This is a genomic window from Actinoplanes sp. NPDC051513, from assembly GCF_044454685.1.
Taxonomy (GTDB): domain Bacteria; phylum Actinomycetota; class Actinomycetes; order Mycobacteriales; family Micromonosporaceae; genus Actinoplanes.
In genome coordinates this window covers 159937-176577 of sequence record NZ_JBITDW010000009.1, presented here as the reverse complement: position 1 = coordinate 176577, position 16641 = coordinate 159937, and the positions used below count along the sequence as shown (strand labels likewise).

Sequence of the window (16641 nt, the reverse complement as noted above, 5' to 3'; positions counted from 1 at the left end):
GGCGGCCTTTCGCGCACTTCCGGCTCTCTCTTGACCGGCTCTCTCCTGACCGGCTCTCTCTTGACCGGCTCTCTCTTGACCGGCTCTCTCTTGACCGGCGGCGGTGCAGTCACTTGGCTACGACCATGACAACGCCGTCCACCGCGCGCCGCCTCTGGTCGCTCTTCGAGCCGCTGCACGCCGTCACCTACTTCACGCCGCAGGCCGCCGAGGCCTTCGAGGCGGCCGGGCTGACCGGCTTCTGGCGGCGCTACTTCGCCGGACGGGCCGCCGCGCTCGGCGCGGTCGGGCCGGGCCCGGTCACCGCCGCGTTCTTCGGCTTCGCGCCGGCGATGGTGTCCCGGGCCTTTCCCGGCGTGTGGTCGCGCATCTCGCCACCGAACGCGCTCGCCGCCCGGGCCGCCGGCGCCGAGGCGGCCCTGACGGACCTGTTCGCCGGCTTGCCGCCGTCCACCGTGGCCGACGCCGCCGACCTGCTCGCGACCGCGGCATGTTCAGCCGACATGCCCGGGCGCGTGCTGGCCGCGGCCCACGCGGACCTGCCGTGGCCGTCCGACCCGGTCACCCGCCTCTGGCACGCCGCCACGATCCTGCGCGAGCACCGGGGTGACGGGCACGTGGCCGCGCTGCTCACCGCCGGGGTGGACGGCTGCGAGTCGCTGGTCTGGCGGGTGGGGCTGGACGGCGACCGCCTGCGCGAGGTGACCCAGCCCGCCCGCGGCTGGACCGACGAGGAATGGCAGGGCGCCGCGCGTCGGCTGGAGAAGCGGGGGTGGCTCACGGCCGGCGGTTCGGTCACGGCAGAAGGCCGTGACGCGTACGAGGGGGTCGAGGCGCTCACCGACCGGCTGGCAGCCGGCCCGTGGCAACGCATTGGCGAGGCCGCCACCGACCGCTGCGCCGAGCTGCTGGCGCCGCTGGTCGCCCGCGTCTGGACGGTCCTGCCCGACGACAACCCGATCCCACTACGCCGCCCCGCGTAACCCTGCCCGCCTGCACCCGCGACCACCAGGTGCCATCGCGGTGAAGAACCGCCTCGAGCGCCGGCACCGTCGGCGCACCATCCTCGGGCACACTTTGCTTTGCTTACCAATACGCGCGCGGGTCGCACGGACGCCCCGCGCGCGTATATGAAAGCGGTGCAGGGCGTATATGTGAGCAGTCCACCTGACCCTCCGGGACGCCACAGAGGCATGAAAATGGCATGGCGAGACCGCCCGAACCTTTCTCAAGGCCGCGACACGGGTGGCTTCGCAGCAGGCCGTTCCTAAGCAGTCGAGGTCACGTACCTGGGATTTCCCCCTGCAGGGTCACCGCCGCCGATCGCCCGGGAGGTTATTTTCCGGTCAGAGCAAAGCGCCCGTGAGCGGATCGGGACCCGCGGGTGTCGCGGTGCCGCGGCCGGGACCCGGACCTGACACCGAATGATCTCTAGCTCACCGCCGTCGACCTGATCAGCAGCTCCTGTTTCGGGTGGCCGCCGCCGGCGGTGCCGGCGAAGGCGCCGGCGTGTCTGCGGAAGTGATGAAGAACTGGCTGCGGGTCGTTGCCGGTTCCGCGTCTTGGCCATGGCGACCGTCCCCTTGGGGTAGGTGGGGCGCCCTGGCCGTCGGTGTCGCGAATGTGGACTACATGGGTCGTTCGGGTGTGGACCACGGCCGGGCGGCCCATGCGGCAGCATGAGAGAAAAGACGATGAGGAGCGGACTGTGGAACTGGGGATGGCACTGCCGACGTCGGGGTCGCTGGCGTCGGTGCCGAACATCAAGCGGGTGGCCCAGGAAGCCGAGCGCCTCGGGTACGCGGCGCTCTGGACGTACGAGAGACTGTTGCGGCCGATGGCGAAGATCCTGCCGGGACCGGACGGGGGTTTGCAGCGCATCCCGGCGGAGTATCGCGAAACCTACGAGCCGCTCGAGACGCTCAGTTTCGTGGCCGGGCTGACCGAGCGGATCCGGCTGGGCACCAGCATCGTGGACGCGTTGCTGCACGTGCCGGTGGTGCTGGCGAGGCGGTACGCGACGCTCGACCAGCTCAGCGGGGGCCGGGCGATCGCGGGGATAGGGCAGGGGTGGATGCCGCAGGAGTTCGCCACGGCGAACGTGCCGTTGAAGCGGCGCGGCGCAGGCTTCGACGAGGTGGTCGCGGCGATGCGGGCCTGTTGGGGGCCCGATCCGGTGGAGTATCAGGGGCGGTTCTACGCGATCGAGGCCTCCGAGGTGAACCCCAAGCCGGTCCAGGAGCATTTGCCGATCATCATGGGCGCCAATTCCGAGGCGGGGCAGCGGAGGGCGGCGCGGATCGCCGACGGGCTCAACCCCAACGCCTTCTCGCTCGAGCAGATGGCGGCCTCGGTGCGCACGTTCCGGACGGCCGCGGCCGATCTGGGCCGGGACGCGGCCGCGCTGCCGGTGATCGGCCGCGCGAACGTGCCGATCACCGCGGACCCGCTCGGGGACGGCCGGCCGTTCCTCGGTGGATCGCCGGCCGAGATCGCCGGCGACCTGAAGCGGCTCGGCGAGGCGGGCGTCGACCACGTGCTGTTCTACAACGTCGCGCCGGACGGTATCGACAGCCATCTGCGGCTGATGGCCGAGCTGCGCGAGCGGGCCGGTTAGGGCGGTCCGACCAGCGTCAGCGCCGACTCGAGCGGGGCGAACCCGTCCGGCATGCCGGGGGTTCGCCACGAGCCGGCCGGCGCGTGCGGGGGCAGCCACTCGGGGCGGAAGATGCCGATCGCCAGGTCGAGGTCTTCGAGGTGCTTGCGCAGGTCGTCGGTGAGCGGCGCGCGCAGGTGCTCGGCCCACAGCCGTACCCGCAGGTCGCGGACGGCGTCGCCGGTGCTGACCAGCGCCGCCGTCAGCTCGGTGTCGACGCCGGCCATCGAGCGGCTGAAGAGGTTCGCCGAGCCGACCGCGGCGAACCGGTCGTCCACGATGACGATCTTCGAGTGGACCGTGAGGTGCTCGACGCGCCAGAGGCCGACGTTGCGGCGCAGCTGCTGCGGCAGCGGGTCGAGGACCTTCTTCTGCAGGTCGGCGTTGACCGTGGCGTTGATCAGCGGCGACGACTCGGCCGGGTCGCGGCTGCCGGAGCCGACCAGGATCACCTTCACCCCGCGGGCCGCGGCCGCCCGCAGGTGCGCGTACATCTCGAAGCGCCGGTCGCCGCCGGGGTACTCGCGGAAGTACTGGTCCTCGATGTAGACGTAGCGCCGCGCGGCGTTGATCGCCTGCACCAGCGTGAGGTAGACCTCGTGGACGCCTTCCGGGGCCACGTCGCTGTAGTGCCGCCGCTCCCACGGCAGCAGCGAGTCGATGTACCACGGGCCGACCGATCGTAGGATCTGGCAGGCCTCGCCGGACGCCGGGCGGGCGGCCTGTGGCGGCGGCGGGGCGATCTCGGGCGGCATGTTCGCCGGGTTGAGCACCTGCAGGCCGCGCAGGGCCGGCCAGACGTACCGCCGGCGGGGCAGGTTGACCGCGCCGCTCCAGCGCATGCAGAGCACGCGCCAGACGTCGGCGGCGGCCGGCCCCTGGATGATCGCGCCGGCGTCGTGCCAGCCCCAGCGCCCGCCGTGCACGGAGAGCCGGTTGTGCGGCGATTCGTCGACCCGGTTGGCCGCGTAGTCGATGCCGCCGACGGCCGCGGTGATCGCGGTGCCGCGCCGGACCAGGGTGACCTTCTGGTGGTTGGAGCCGATGCCCGAGCCGGACCAGTCGAGCAGCACCCGGTTCGCGAGCGGCGGCGGTCCGGCCTTGGGGCCGCGCCAGCGCCGCAGCCGATGTGCCGAGGTCACGTTCTGATGGAACGGCCCGATCGTGGGGCGGGCGATGCTGCTGCTCACCACCGCGCCGGCCAGCAGGACCCGGACGTCGATCCCGCGGCTCGCGAGCCCGGCCAGCAGGCGGCCGAGCGGCTCATAGCCGGGTTCGCCGTCGCGCTTTCCGGTCAGGTCCATCTCGGGTTCCAGCTGCAGACCGCAGATGTACGCCGCATCGCCCGGCTGGAGCGAGGTCAGCAGCTCCCGCATCCGCAGCATCCAGTGGCGCCCGTCGACGACGAGCTCCACCGACGAGTTCTCGCGATGGGCCGTCACCGCGGGCGACAGATAGCCGGCCACGAGATCGTCGAGCGACGCCATGGTCGAGACCTTATAACGGCCGCCGTGGTGGCCGGAACGGCCCGGTGACGGTGGCTTTCCTAACCTGCGGCGAAAGGGGGTGGAGCCCATGAGCCTGCACACCGATGTCCTGCGGCAGGCGCTGCGCGAGGAGTACGCGGACGCCGACGACGAGGAACTGGAGGACGCCCTCGCCGAGATGGTGGCGGGAATGGATCCCGCGGAGGCGTTCAACTTCGCGAAGGCGCTGAACCAGATCGGGCACAGCGCGGGGCAGCTGTTGTCCGACCCGGCGGTCGCGTCGGTGGTGCGTACCGCGGCGCCGATCGCCGGCGGCGCGCTCGGCACGGTGATCGGCGGGCCGGTCGGCACCGCGCTCGGCACCCAGCTGGGGACGCTCGCGGCCGGCGCGCTGCCGGCCGCAGCCGTGCCGCGCCCGGCCCCGCAAGCGGTGGTGGCCCAGGCCGCGCCGGTCGCGGTCGCGTCGCCGGTGGCCGGTGGCTCTCCCGCCGCCGCCCAGGCGATCATCCTGGCCAACCAGCGCGACATGCTGCAGGGCCTCCTGCAGGCCGCGCTCGGCCAGTACGGCAAGCAGACGGTCGGCGGCGTCCCGGTGGCGCAGCTTCTCAGCTCGTTCGGCCGGCTCGTCGAGCAGGCGGCCGCGGACGCCGACGAGCTGAGCTACCTCTATCCCGGCGACGGCGACGACAGCGACGACGGCGAGAGCATGCCGACCGGCTCGCCGCTGACGCCGCAGACCGTGTACACGAGCCTCGTCGACGCCGATCATCTCGAGCTCGCCGAGGCTCTCGACGAGGAATGGGGCTGATCCGCCATGGCGGAGCTGGACGATGTGATGGGGCTGCTCGGGCAGGTGATCGCGGACCCGGGCGCCTTCGGCCAGCGGCTGGCCGAGCAGGCGGTGGCCCGGTTCGCCCAGGGCGGCGATCCCGGCGGTGCGCCGGCCGACCGGGTGGTGGACATGGCCGCCTTCGCGCCGAAACACAACGACAGCAGTGTTCTGCTCGCCGCGGCCCTGGGCGCCTGCGACTGCTGGGGCGCCGAGGTCGCCTGCCCCACCTGTCACGGAGAGGGCGCGGCCGGCTGGGCCGAGCCCGACGTGGCGCTGTTCCAGAAGTTCGTCGGCCCCGCGGTGGAGCGGCTGTCGGCGGTGGACCGCACGAGTGGAGGGAATCGATGACCATCACCGCATTGGACGACTACGAGACCGAGGACTACGAGGCCGAGGCCGAGGACTACGACAGCGAAGGCGAGTACGACGGGGAGGACGCCCGATCGGACGCGGCCCGCCGCCGACGCGCCCGTCGTATCCTGCTGGACCGCCAGCGCATGGGCCAGCGCCGGCGCCTGCCGCAGCCGGTCACCAGGCCCGGCCCGCCGACCGCGCGGGCCACGGTAGCGGCGATCCGCAATCTGGATCTGAAGACCAAGGTCGGCGAGGACGAGCTGCGCCGGTCCATGGATCAGGCGAACCGCCGGGCGCGGATGGCCGGCTACGTGACCGCGACCAGCGTGGCCGTCGACCAGGCGCTCGACACTTTCTCCGACGACCTGGACGGCCACGACCTGATCCGCAGCCTCATTCGCGTCGCGCCGCTGCTGCTCCTGTCGCCGCAGCGGACCCGCCCGGGCGTGGAGGGCTATCTGCTCGACCCGCGGGTGCTGGGCGGGGCGGCGGTCGCCGGGATCGCGGCCGTGGGCGCCTTCCGCAACCGCGGCACCGGCGTCGACCACATCGAGATCAACGCCCAGGCCTCGCCGACCGTCGGCGACAAGGGCCGGTTCCTCGCCGTCGCGGTGGACGGCAAGGGCCGCGACGTCGACACGACCATCAAGTGGGCCAGTACCGACACGAACCTGATCCGGGTGTTCGACAACGGCGACTTCGAGGCGCTCGCCCCGGGAATCGCGCGGGTCACCGCCGAGGCCAAGGACGTGCGGCAGAGCTTCTTCGTCACCATCGCGGCGAAGGGGAACAACTATCAGGCCCAGGCGGCCACGGACGGCACCGACGCCGCCGGTGGCCGCGGCGGAGGGCGCCGCTCGGCGGCGAGCGGGACCTCGTAGCGGCTCGTCATGGACCCTGCGCTGTGGGAGCGGCTGCGGACCGGGGAAGAGGCCGGCGAGGACCGGGCGATCGAGGCGATCGTCCGGCTCCGCCGGCCGGACGCCGAGATTCCGGGCGTACGGATGGTCGCCCGGTTCGGCGCCATCGCCACCTGCCGGATCGCTCCCGCGGACATCGTGGCGGTCCACGCGCATCCCGAGGTCTTCAGCCTCAAGGCGGCCCGGGTCATCGGCCCGGCCCGGACCGCCTCATCGTCCCCGGGAGCCCGTCGCCCCGGTGACGTCCGCCGTACGCCCGGGATCGAGCCGACCGGCGCCGGGGTCGTGGTGGCCGCGCTCGACTGGGGCGCCGACGTGGACGCCGCCGCGTTCCGGCAGCCGCCGGAGGCCGGCGGCGGCACGCGGTTCCTTGCGCTCTGGGATCAGCGCGGCGACGGCGACGGGCCTGATCCGTACGGGTACGGCACCGTCCACGATCGCGCCGCCATCGACGCCGCCCTGCGCACCCGACGGCCGTACGAAAGCCTCGGCTACCACCCCGGCGACGCGGACCGCGGCGCCGGCACCCACGGCGCCCACGTGCTCGACATCGCGGCCGGCAACGGGTGCGGCGGCGGCCCGGCCGGGCTGGCCCCCGAGGCCGACCTGCTCTTCGTGCACCTCGCCGACCGCGACACCGGCGGGCTGGCCAATCTCGGCGACTCGGTGCGGCTGCTCGAGGGCGCGGATTTCGTGCGGCGCACGGCCGGCGAGCGGCCCTGGGTCCTCAATGTCAGCGTGGGCCGGCACGGCGGGCCGCACGACGGCACGACCCTCACCGAACTGGCCCTCGACGCCCTGCTGGCCGAGGCGCCCGGCCGCCTCGTCGTGCAGAGCACCGGCAACTACTACCGCGCCCGCACCCACACCGCCGGGGTGCTGCGCCCCGGCGAGACGCACACCTTCACCTTCGTCAGTCTGCCCGGCGACACCACGCCGAACGAGCTGGAGATCTGGTACGCCGGCACGGACGAGCTGGCGGTCCGCATCGACCCGCCGGGCGGGCACGAAGGCCCGACCGTGCGGCTCGGCGAGCGGGCGGACCTGACCGCCGGCGGCCGGGTGATCGGGCGGGTCTACCACCGCGAGCACGACCCCAACAACCGCGCCCGGCACATCGACGCGTTCCTCGACCCGGCCGGCCTGGCCGGCGCCTGGACGGTGACGCTGGAGGGCCGGCGGGTGGTCGATGGGCGGTACGACGCGTGGCTGGAGCGCGACGACGCCTGCAAGCAGTGCCAGCCCCGCTTCGCCGCCGGCGACAGCATCAGCCGGGGCACCACCGGCACGATCGCCAACGGGCACCTCCCGCTGGTCGTCGGCGCGTACGACGGGCACGACCCGCGCCGTCCCCCGGCCGCCTTCTCCAGCGCCGGTCCGACCCGCGACGGCCGCCGCAAGCCCGACGCGGCCGCGCCCGGCGTCGGCGTCCTCGCCGCCCGCTCGGCCGCACCCGGCGAACGGCACAACGACGGCCGGCTGGTCCGCAAGTCCGGCACGAGCATGGCGGCGCCGCACGTGACCGGCGCGGTGGCGCTGTGCCTGCAGCTGTCCGGCCGGCGGCTGACCGCGCGGCAACTGCGCGACGCCGTGCTGGCCAGCTGCGACGCGGCCGGGCCCGGCGACCGGCTCGGCCACGGCTATCTCAACGTCCCGAAGTTGATCTCGAGGGTGCGGCGGCTCGTCGCGCCCGGCTCGGAGGAGTCGACCATGAGCTACCTGCCCGCCGCGCCGTCGATCACGTACCGCGAGTGCCTGTACCGGCCCGAGGGGCCGGTGGCCCGCTGGGTGGGCGAGCGCTACGACATCGTGGCGCGGCCCGGCCGCGCGCCGGCCACCGCGCCGCGCCGCGGCGACCTGCTGCTCGAGGTGGAGTTGGGCTGGCCAGGCCCCGGCCGGTGCGTGGTGCTCGACGAGCCGCCCGCGGAGCCGGTGGCGCATTGGCCCGCGGGCCGGCTGTTGCTGCGCCCGCTGACCACATCCGGCGACGAGGAGGGCGGGACCGATGAGCTCGACCGCCTCATCGACGGCGGCCTCTCGGAGAACGACATCACCGACACCCTCTTCGCCGCGCGCCATCCCGGCCAGGCCGGCGCCACCCTGACCGCCGGTTCCGCCGGCGCCCGCGCGTGGCGGACCCTGCGGGACCGCGAGGTCCGGCCCCGCCTGCGGCAGCGGGCGCCGGCCGGACCCGTCGACCCGGTGCGGCTGGCCGTGTTCCTCAGCCAGTACGAGAACGACGCGCGCGTGCCCCGCGCCTACACCGAACGGTTCCTCACCGGCCCGCCGCTGCTGTCGATGGGCCGGACGCTGCGCGACCGGACGCTGCGCAACTGGAACGAGGGCCGCGCGCCGCTGAGCGCGCAGGGTCTCTACCGGATGGCGTTGGAGATCAGCGGCGACGCGCCCACCGCGGCCCTGCTCTGCCACAACGTCACGAAGGCGTTCGTCCGCGGCGGCGTCGCGATCACCTGGAGCAAGACCGGCGCCCCCGGCGACTACACCGACGGCAGCAGGACCTGGACGGCCCGGGTGCGGCATCCGGCCGGGCGGCTCCGCAACAACTCGATCTTCTATCTGCTCTTCTCGGACGCGGAGTTCGGCGCCGACGATCCCGGCGACTGGTACCACTTCTTCGTCACCGCGACGATGGCGATCGCGGCCGGGAGCGGCGGCCCGGGCGCCGGCGGCGGGCGGCGGGAGGACATCGACGCGGAGCCGGAGGACCGCGGCGGGACGATCGGCGTCGTCAAGGCCGACCTGTACGAGGAGCTGCTCGCTCAGCGCCTGCGCGACCTGGAGTCCGCGATGACCGACCCGGCGCTCGCCGCCGTGCCCGGCTACCGCGGCTGGGTGCTGGCGAACGCGCTGAGCTTCCTGGAGGGCGGCGGGTACGGCAAGGACTACGCGGCCGACAGCTCGGACGTCGCCCGCGAGAGCCGGGTGCACCTGCGCGGCGCGGCCTTCGGGCTGCGGATGACCGTCGGCGCGCCCGGTGGCGCCTGGCGCTGGCACGTGCCCCAGGCGGGCAGTCTGTCGAAGCTCGACCTGGCCACCGGCTTCGGCCTCAAGGACAAGACCGCCGAGATCTGGGGCCCGGACTCGAAGCCGGCCGCCACCGAGGACGATCCGGAGGACGACCCGCCGCACCTCGTGGAGGCCCGCCGGCTGTGGGCCAAGATCTACGGCCGCGATGCGGCGCTGAGCAAGGTGGAACTGCGGGACATCACCGACGCGCCGTCCGGGGCGGTGCGCACGGCCGGGTTCGACGCGTGGACCAACGCCGCCACCCGGATCTACGTGGCGCCGGGCGCCGCCGACGACCCGCTCAAACTCGAGGTCGTGCTGCGGCACGAGGCGGTGCACGCCCGGCAGTTCCACAAGAGCGGCCGGCCCAAGACGTACACCCGGATGATGCGCTACGAGCGCGAGGCGTACGAGGAGATCTCCCGATGGCTCGCGGAGCGGGCCAAGAAGGACCACAGCGAGGCGCTGACCCCGTTGCGCGAGGCGGTCGACGCCCAGTTCAAGAAGTTCAGCGACGAGATCGACCGGGTCCGCCGCACGATCACCGACAACAAGGCGATCGAGGACGCGTACAAGAGCTTCCTCACCGGCTACCTGCCGAAGCACGCCGTCATCGACGACCTCTACGAGTCGGCCCCGGCGCCGCGGGAGTCGGACGACGAGCTGGTGGCCGAGGTCTGCTCGATCGACGGCGACTTCGAGGACGTCGAGTTCGAGGACGGGGAGGACGAGCCGGCCGAGCTCGCCGGTCCGGAGCACAAGAACATCGGCGACACCGCCTCCGGCAAGGAATCGACGACGATCGCGTACGGCGATCCGCCGCAGCACCTGAGCTTCGGCGATGTGGTCAGCATGGCGGGGGACTACTTCGGCTCGTACGAGGAGATGCGTGACCTCGGCGCCACCGCGGCCGGCCGGGCCGAGCTGGCCTGGACCCGCTGGCTCTGCCTCGACCTGGAACGGGCCGGCGTGCCGGAGCCACCGGCCCCGGAGGCGACGAAGAAGCGGGCGGTGGACCGGTACCGGGAGCTCGCGGCGCGCAACATCTCGCACTTCTCGGCGGGCGGCACCGGGTGGCAGGCGTACTCGCTGTGGCACGCCCGGGCGATCGTGGACGCGCTGGAGGCCGGGCGCGCCGGCGACGAGGCGATCTGGCGCCGCGCGCTGACGAAGGAGGCGTTCGGCGACCACTTCCTGACCGACCTGTTCGCGGCGGGCCACGTGCGCACGCCGCGGGCGGAGATCCGCGACTGGTACGAGCGGCGCTTCCCGGGCACCGACCGCTTCGTCGAGCACATGGCGAAGTTCCTCTTCGACCGGCTCGACGAGCGCCAGCAGATGCCTCAGCTGCTGTGGTGGTTCGGATGGGTGACCCGATCGGTCATGCAGGACCGGATCCGTGCGCTCGGCGGCACGGCGATGAGCTCGTTCTCGCTCGGCGACATCGTCTCGCTCGCCCTGCACGACCTCGACAACAAAGGGCTCGCGGTGGTCTCGGACGTCGGGCCGGACGGTCATCCGGTGCCGGGCGGCTACTCCTGGACCGCGGTGGGCGACGGTCACCTCGGCCGCAGCGCTCAGGGCGCGACGACGAACGCGATGGCGACCGCCGCGGTCATCGGCTCGCTGCGCGATCTGGAGCGGGTCCGCGGGGCGGGCGCCGGGCAGGGCGCGGCGCCGATCACGACGGCACGGAAGTCCGATGCGATCCGCGCCGCGCTCGGTCCGGCGGGCTTCGCCGCGAAGCCGTTCGTGCCCCGCGCGGATCCACGGCCCGGCGCGACCACGCCGTTGACCACCACCGACGGCAGTCGCGCTCCGCTGGAGTGGCGCTGGGGACAGCTCGGCGACGCGGCGTACCGGGCGATGGACGAGACGGTGCGGCACCGGATCGCCGACGAGCTGGCCGAGCTGTCCCGCAAGGTCGACGACCGGATCGAGGCGCCGCTCGGCCTCCGCGTCCAGGGCGTCCGCGGGGCGTACGGCGCCTTCGTCCGGTCGCTGCGCTCCGACGGCATTCTCGCGATCGAGAAGGCGGTGGGCCATCCGGCGCGATGACGGCCCGGAGTCAGCGGCCCGGAGTCGCGAGCCGGTTGAGGGCGAGCGCGCCGACGAGCAGCCCGAAGTCGCGCAGTGCCACGTCGTAGTAGTCGCGCGCGATCAGCAGGTTGACGATGATGCCGGCCAGCCAGAGGGCGACCACGAGCGAGCCGATCCGCGGCCGGAGCGCGACCACGATGCCGGCCACGATCTCGATCACGCCCACGACGTACATGAACTGCTGGGCCGTGCCCGGGAGCAGGTCGTCCACCCACGGTGCGAGGTAGCCCGGCCAGTCGGTCATCAGGTTGAAGAACTTGTCGAGCCCGAACAGGATCGGCGCCGCCGTGAAGACGGTGCGCAGCAGCAGGAACGCCTGCTGCGTAGGGGTGGCCGTGCGGAGGCTCTCGGTGACCATGACCTTCTCCTTCGTCTTAAACACCATTTCCCGTACGTTAGAAAGCTCGTCTTCTAAAGTCAAGACCGGCGTGCTTTACACTGGGATCATGGCTCCTCGCCCGCTGCCCGACCGCGTCGCCGCCCTGGCCGCCCTGGACGACCCGATCCGCAAGGCCGTCTTCGACCTGGTCGCCCGCTCGGCGTCCCCCGTCGGACGGGACGCGGCCGCCGAGGCGCTCGGCGTGAGCCGCCGGGTCGCGGCCATGCACCTGGACCGGCTCGCCGAGCAGGGCCTGCTGGAGTTCGAGTTCCGCCGCCCGGCCGGCCGTGGCGGTCCCGGCGCCGGCCGTCCCGCCAAGCTCTATCGCCGTGCCGACGACGAGGTGGCGGTGTCGGTGCCCGAACGGCACTACGACGTGGTGGGCGAGCTGCTGGCCGCCGCCGTCTCCGAGTCGATCGCCACCGGCGAGGCCGTTCACGATGTGCTGGGGCGCACGGCGTACGAGGCCGGCCGCGTGACCGGCTCGCAGGCGGCCGACCTGGGGTCGGCGCTGACCGAAGCCGGCTACGAGCCCGAGACCGACGACTCCGGCGCGGTGGCGCTGCGCAACTGCCCGTTCCACCGGCTGGCCCGCCAGTACACCGAGCTGGTGTGCGGCGTGAACCTGGAGCTCCTGCGCGGCGTCACCGCAGGCGCGGCCGCCGGCGTTCGCGCGGTGCTCGATCCGCAGCCCGGCCACTGCTGCGTGCGACTGCTACCAAGCGCTGGTTAAGACGCTCCTGAGCGCCCTCGCGACTTCATCATCTTCGACCTGGCCATCGGCGGCGGCCCCCACGCCGGCACCGTCGCCGGCGGCCAGATGAAGATCGACTACCTGGCGGTCTACAACCGGTAGTGCCGCGCCGTCTCTTCCAGGCGATCGCGGTAGGCGGCCCACCAGGAGCCGTCGCCGTCGGGCAGGTTGCTGCCGTTCGGGCGTAGCCCGGCCGCGCCGTCGATGAGCTCGCGGACGATGTCGGCGTGGCCGGCGTGCCGGTGGGTCTCCGCGGTCACGTGCACGACGATGCGGTGCAGGGTCACCGCCTGCCGGCCCGGCTGCCACCAGTGGACATGGCCGGGCGCGTCGAGCGGCAACGCCTCGATCGTCGCGTCGGCGTGCGCCCGGACCCGCGCGTACATGTCGAGGATCTCCTTCCGCGACTCGTCCGTGGTCGCCCACATGTCGGTGTTCGGGTCGGCGTCGGCGGCGATCCACGGCGGCGGCTCGGGCAAGGGACGGCCGAAGGTCTCGCCGAAGTAGCCCGCCTCGACGCCCGCGACGTGCTTCACCAGGCCGAGCAGGTTGGTGCCGGTCGGCGTCAGGGGCCGGCGGGCGTCGTACTCGGAGAGCCCGTCCAGCTTCCACACCAGCGCGTCCCGGGCCTCGTCGAGGTAATGGCGGAGGTCGGCTTTGGCATCCATACCGAGCAGCATGCCACCCTGCGCCCCGTCACCCGATCGGGTGACGGGGCGCGCGGTGATCGTCGCCTCGATGGCCCGCTCGACCAGGGCAGCAGGCGTTATAGGGCCCGATCAATGCAACTTGCAACGCTATGCGACGGGGCGGTCACGTTGTGAAACTGTCCGGCATGAACCAGGGCGAGTGTGAGCTCCAGGAGCGGCTCGGCACCCGGCAGCGGGCCGAGGCCTTCTACGAACGGCAGGTCCTGTCCCACCTCAACGACGCGATGCGCCGCTTCATCGGCCGGCAGGAGATGATGTTCCTGGCCACGGCCGACGCCGGCGGCGGCTGCGACAGCACCTTCCGCGCCGGGCCGCCCGGCTTCGTCCGCGTGCTCGACGAGGAGCACCTCAGCTGGCCCGAGCTGCGCGGCAACGGCGTCATGGCGAGCCTCGGCAACATCACCGAGAACGCCCGCGTCGGGCTTCTCTTCCTCGACTTCGGCGAGACCATCGGCCTGCACGTCAACGGCACCGCCGAGATCGTCGAGGACCCGGACGACCAGCCCGGCACGCCGCCGGGTCAGCGGGCCCGTCTCTGGGTGGTCACCCGGGTGCACGAGGCCTACATCCACTGCGCGAAGCACATCCCGCGCCTCGCGAGGATCCCGCGTCAGCGCGGGCGCGAGCCCGGCACGGAGCAGCCGAAGAAGAGCGACTACTTCGTGCCGGGCTCGCCGTCCCTGGCTAGGCCACCCGGAACGCTATGAAGGACGACTGGCCGGTGGTGGCGTCCTGCCGGGCGCCCACCGCCCACTCGGTTGTCGAGCTCGCGAACGCGACCCCGCTGAGCGTGACCGTGGCGCCGCCGCCGGCGGGCACCGGCGTGACCGACCAGGATGCGCCGTTCCAGTTCGCCAGCGCGGGCGCGCCCGCGGCGTCCGAACCGGCCACCCAGACGTCGTTGCCGGACCGCGCCGCCACGCTGTTCAGCGAGGCCAGCGGCGGGGCGGCGACGGTGTTCCAGGCCGATCCGTTCCACCGGATCACGAACGCGCCGCCGGTCGAGGCGAAGCCCACCGCCCAGGCGTCGGTCGCGGAGACGGCCGCGACGTCGTACAGATAGGTGCTTCCGTTGTTGGGGGTTGCCACCTGGGTCCAGGCCGATCCGTTCCAGTGCTGGACCATCGACTGCCGGATCCGGTTGCCGTAGGGCAGGTTGAGCGAGTAGCCGGCCATCCACATGTCGTTGGTGGCGATGCCGTCCACGGCGGTGACGAAGTTGGTGCGGGTGCCCGGGCTCGTCGTCGGCGTGGCGGCCCATGTGGCGCCGTTGTAGTGCATCGCCAGCGTCTTGCGGAACGTCGACCCGCCCGACGCGGTCTGACCGACCGCCCACGCGTCGCTCGCCGAGAACGCCTTGACCGCCGTGAGCTCCGTGTCGGTCCCGGCCGGCTTCGGCACCGCCTGCCGGCTCCACGCCGACCCGTTCCAGCGCAGCGCGACCGCCGACTTCTCCCCGCCGGACGCCGCGGTGGACTGCCCCACCGCGAACGCGTTAGCGGCCGAGGTAGCGTCCACCTCGGTCAGGTATGCCCAGTTGTTGGCGCCGCCGTTCAGCAGGTCCGGGCTGGCGACGATGCTCCACCTCGTACCGTTGAAGCGTTGAACCACCCCGTTGCCGTTGCCGCCGACGGCCCATCCGTCGGTCGCCGAGACCGAGTCCACGCCGGCGAAGCCGCCGATGGCGCCGGCCGAGGCCGCCGGGACCTGGGTCACGGTCGCCGCCCAGGCCGGCCCGCCGGAGGCGACGATGAGGCCGGCGACCAGCGCCGATCCGGTCACTTTCAGAAACGTACGTCGCATCGGATTCCCCCTTATCCGCCGCTGCCGCGCATCGACAGCGTGCGATCGCTCAGTGAGCCGGCGCCGTTGAGATCCCATCGCGTGCCGGCGGCGAACACGGCCGGCCCGGCGGTCGCGGCCACCGAGTAGAGCAGGCCGCCGATCGGTTGCTGCGGCACGGACTCGCTGATGAACGCGGCGCCGTTCCACCGCTGGACGATCGGCTGGGTCTGGCCGGCGGCGGAGCTGTAGCCGACCGCCCAGACGTTGCCGGCCACGCCGGACACGCCGTACAGGACGTTGTTGCCGGTGCCGCCGGTCGGCGCGGTGGGCGCCTCGCTCCACGCGGCGCCGTTCCAGTGGTACGCCACCGGCGCGGAGTAGCCGTTCTTGGAGCCGACGGCCCACACGTCGTTCGCGGACAGGGCCGTGACCGAGTGCAGGAACGTTCCGGTCCCCGACTCGGGCAGCTCGGTCTCCACCCAGCTGGTGCCGTTGTAGTGGACCGCGAGCGGATGGGCGAGCACGCCCTTCTCGCCGCTGTTCGAGTAGTAGCCGACAGCCCACAGGTCGTTGGGCGCGGTCCCGGCGACGCTCTCCAGCGTGTTGCCGGAGGTGCCCGGATCGGGCGCGGTGACCTGCGTCCACGCGGCGCCGTTCCAGTGCAGGATCAGCGCCTCGCCGTGCAGCGAGGTGTCGTAGTACCAGCCGACCGACCAGGCGTCGGTGGCGGAGACGGCCTTCACGCCGTACAGCTGGCGGAAGTTGATGCCGGGCTGCGGTGTCGCGACCACCGACCAGGAGGTGCCGTTCCACCGCAGGGCGAGGGCTTTGCGGGGCGCCCCGTTCACCCCGGCCGACCCGTTGGCGTATCCCACCGCCCACGCGTTGGTCGCCGAGGTGGCATCGACGTCGCGCAGCTCGTTGTAGTACTCGGTGGCGTTGGGGCTGGTCACGGTGGACCAGGAGGTGCCGTTCCAGCGCTCGACCAGGGTGCGCGGCGCCGCGCGGGCAGTGTCGTACCAGCTGCCGACCGCCCACGCGGAGGAGGCGGACAGCGCGGCGCTGCCGTAGAGCTCGTTGGCGATGGTGCCGCGGTTGGGCGTGGTCAGCACGGCCCACGATGTGGCGGCGCTGGCCGGAGCGGCGGCGACGGCCGCGAGCGCGAGGCCCGCGACCGCGGCGAAGCCGGCCCGGTATCCCTTTCCGGACATGACCTCACCCGCCCGTGACGGTCAGGCCGAAGGCGGCGGAGGTGCCGATCGGGTCGCTGCTGATGGTGATCGCGGTGATGGTGATCGACGCCGGTCCCGCCGGTGTCGACGGCGACGTCGTCAGCAGCAGCACCGAGTGGCCGCTGAGCCGGGGCGTCGGCGGGATGAACCGGGCCGTGACGCCGCTGGGCAGGCCGGTCGCGCTCAGCGTCACCCGCGTGTTGTCCAGGTAGGGCTCCGCCTCGAACGAGATGAGCGTCGCCGTCGGGTGGCCGGCCGCCACCGTGGCCGAGGCCGAGCTGAGATCCATCGAGTATTCGGTGTCCGGGTCCGCGACCGCGGCCGTGGAACCGGCGAGTACCAGCGCCAGCGCTACCGGCGCCGCGCCCCCGAGAATGCGAAACATGTCGCTCCCTTACCGGTGCG

14 protein-coding genes are annotated in these 16641 nt (G+C 73.0%); 8 read left to right on the top strand and 6 right to left on the bottom strand.

All coding sequences use genetic code 11. The features are described from left to right. The first annotated feature begins 125 nt into the window (after nucleotides 1–125). Both ACIA5D_RS28250 and ACIA5D_RS28245 read left to right on the top strand, forming a co-directional pair. Nucleotides 126–983 (top strand): hypothetical protein, encoded by an 858-nt coding sequence (locus ACIA5D_RS28250; protein WP_396033283.1) that lies wholly within the window; start codon nucleotides 126–128, stop codon nucleotides 981–983. Between the two features lie 725 nt (nucleotides 984–1708). Continuing rightward, entirely contained in the window at nucleotides 1709–2617 is a 909-nt protein-coding gene (locus ACIA5D_RS28245) for a TIGR03619 family F420-dependent LLM class oxidoreductase (RefSeq protein WP_396033281.1), read from the top strand. Here the strand turns inward: ACIA5D_RS28245 and ACIA5D_RS28240 are convergent. Then, the gene (locus tag ACIA5D_RS28240) at nucleotides 2614–4143 is read right to left on the bottom strand and encodes a phosphatidylserine/phosphatidylglycerophosphate/cardiolipin synthase family protein (protein WP_396033279.1); all 1530 of its coding nucleotides are present in this window, start codon (nucleotides 4141–4143) and stop codon (nucleotides 2614–2616) included. The genes ACIA5D_RS28245 and ACIA5D_RS28240 overlap by 4 nt on opposite strands. A gap of 88 nt (nucleotides 4144–4231) precedes the next feature. Between ACIA5D_RS28240 and ACIA5D_RS28235 the strand changes: the two genes are divergently transcribed. The 4 genes from ACIA5D_RS28235 to ACIA5D_RS28220 are packed head-to-tail and all read left to right on the top strand — an operon-like array spanning nucleotide 4232 to nucleotide 11334. Then, a complete protein-coding gene (locus tag ACIA5D_RS28235; protein WP_396033278.1) occupies nucleotides 4232–4951 on the top strand; it encodes a hypothetical protein in 720 nt (239 codons plus the stop codon). Between the two features lie 6 nt (nucleotides 4952–4957). Further along, nucleotides 4958–5323 carry a hypothetical protein gene (locus tag ACIA5D_RS28230; RefSeq protein WP_396033277.1) on the top strand — a complete coding sequence of 122 codons (366 nt, stop codon included), beginning with the start codon at nucleotides 4958–4960 and terminating at the stop codon, nucleotides 5321–5323. Next, a complete protein-coding gene (locus ACIA5D_RS28225; protein ID WP_396033276.1) occupies nucleotides 5320–6210 on the top strand; it encodes a hypothetical protein in 891 nt (296 codons plus the stop codon). The genes ACIA5D_RS28230 and ACIA5D_RS28225 overlap by 4 nt, the downstream gene beginning before the upstream one ends. A 9-nt stretch (nucleotides 6211–6219) precedes the next feature. After that, a complete protein-coding gene (locus ACIA5D_RS28220; protein WP_396033275.1) occupies nucleotides 6220–11334 on the top strand; it encodes a S8 family serine peptidase in 5115 nt (1704 codons plus the stop codon). A gap of 10 nt (nucleotides 11335–11344) precedes the next feature. On the opposite strand, the gene ACIA5D_RS28215 is transcribed toward ACIA5D_RS28220, so the two are convergent. Beyond that, nucleotides 11345–11761, bottom strand: coding sequence for a hypothetical protein (locus tag ACIA5D_RS28215; protein ID WP_396033274.1), 417 nt, complete (start codon nucleotides 11759–11761; stop codon nucleotides 11345–11347). 61 nt (nucleotides 11762–11822) lie between these two features. On the opposite strand from ACIA5D_RS28215, the gene ACIA5D_RS28210 reads away from it, so the two are divergent. Further along, nucleotides 11823–12488 (top strand): helix-turn-helix transcriptional regulator, encoded by a 666-nt coding sequence (locus ACIA5D_RS28210; RefSeq protein WP_396033273.1) that lies wholly within the window; start codon nucleotides 11823–11825, stop codon nucleotides 12486–12488. Between the two features lie 110 nt (nucleotides 12489–12598). Here ACIA5D_RS28210 and ACIA5D_RS28205 read toward each other — a convergent pair whose 3' ends face one another. Continuing rightward, entirely contained in the window at nucleotides 12599–13177 is a 579-nt protein-coding gene (locus tag ACIA5D_RS28205) for a DinB family protein (protein WP_396033272.1), read from the bottom strand. A 167-nt stretch (nucleotides 13178–13344) separates the two neighbouring features. Between ACIA5D_RS28205 and ACIA5D_RS28200 the strand changes: the two genes are divergently transcribed. After that, nucleotides 13345–13926, top strand: coding sequence for a pyridoxamine 5'-phosphate oxidase family protein (locus ACIA5D_RS28200; protein WP_396033270.1), 582 nt, complete (start codon nucleotides 13345–13347; stop codon nucleotides 13924–13926). Here ACIA5D_RS28200 and ACIA5D_RS28195 read toward each other — a convergent pair. From ACIA5D_RS28195 to ACIA5D_RS28185, 3 genes are read right to left on the bottom strand one after another with little or no spacing between them, the layout of a single operon-like run. Then, the gene (locus tag ACIA5D_RS28195) at nucleotides 13904–15022 is read right to left on the bottom strand and encodes a hypothetical protein (protein WP_396033268.1); all 1119 of its coding nucleotides are present in this window, start codon (nucleotides 15020–15022) and stop codon (nucleotides 13904–13906) included. The two genes, ACIA5D_RS28200 and ACIA5D_RS28195, sit on opposite strands and share 23 nt — an antisense overlap. 11 nt (nucleotides 15023–15033) lie before the next feature. Beyond that, on the bottom strand, nucleotides 15034–16215 hold the full coding sequence (locus ACIA5D_RS28190; protein ID WP_396033267.1) for a hypothetical protein: 1182 nt from the start codon (nucleotides 16213–16215) through the stop codon (nucleotides 15034–15036). Between the two features lie 4 nt (nucleotides 16216–16219). After that, the gene (locus ACIA5D_RS28185) at nucleotides 16220–16621 is read right to left on the bottom strand and encodes a hypothetical protein (protein ID WP_396033266.1); all 402 of its coding nucleotides are present in this window, start codon (nucleotides 16619–16621) and stop codon (nucleotides 16220–16222) included. Between the last annotated feature and the right edge of the window lie 20 nt (nucleotides 16622–16641).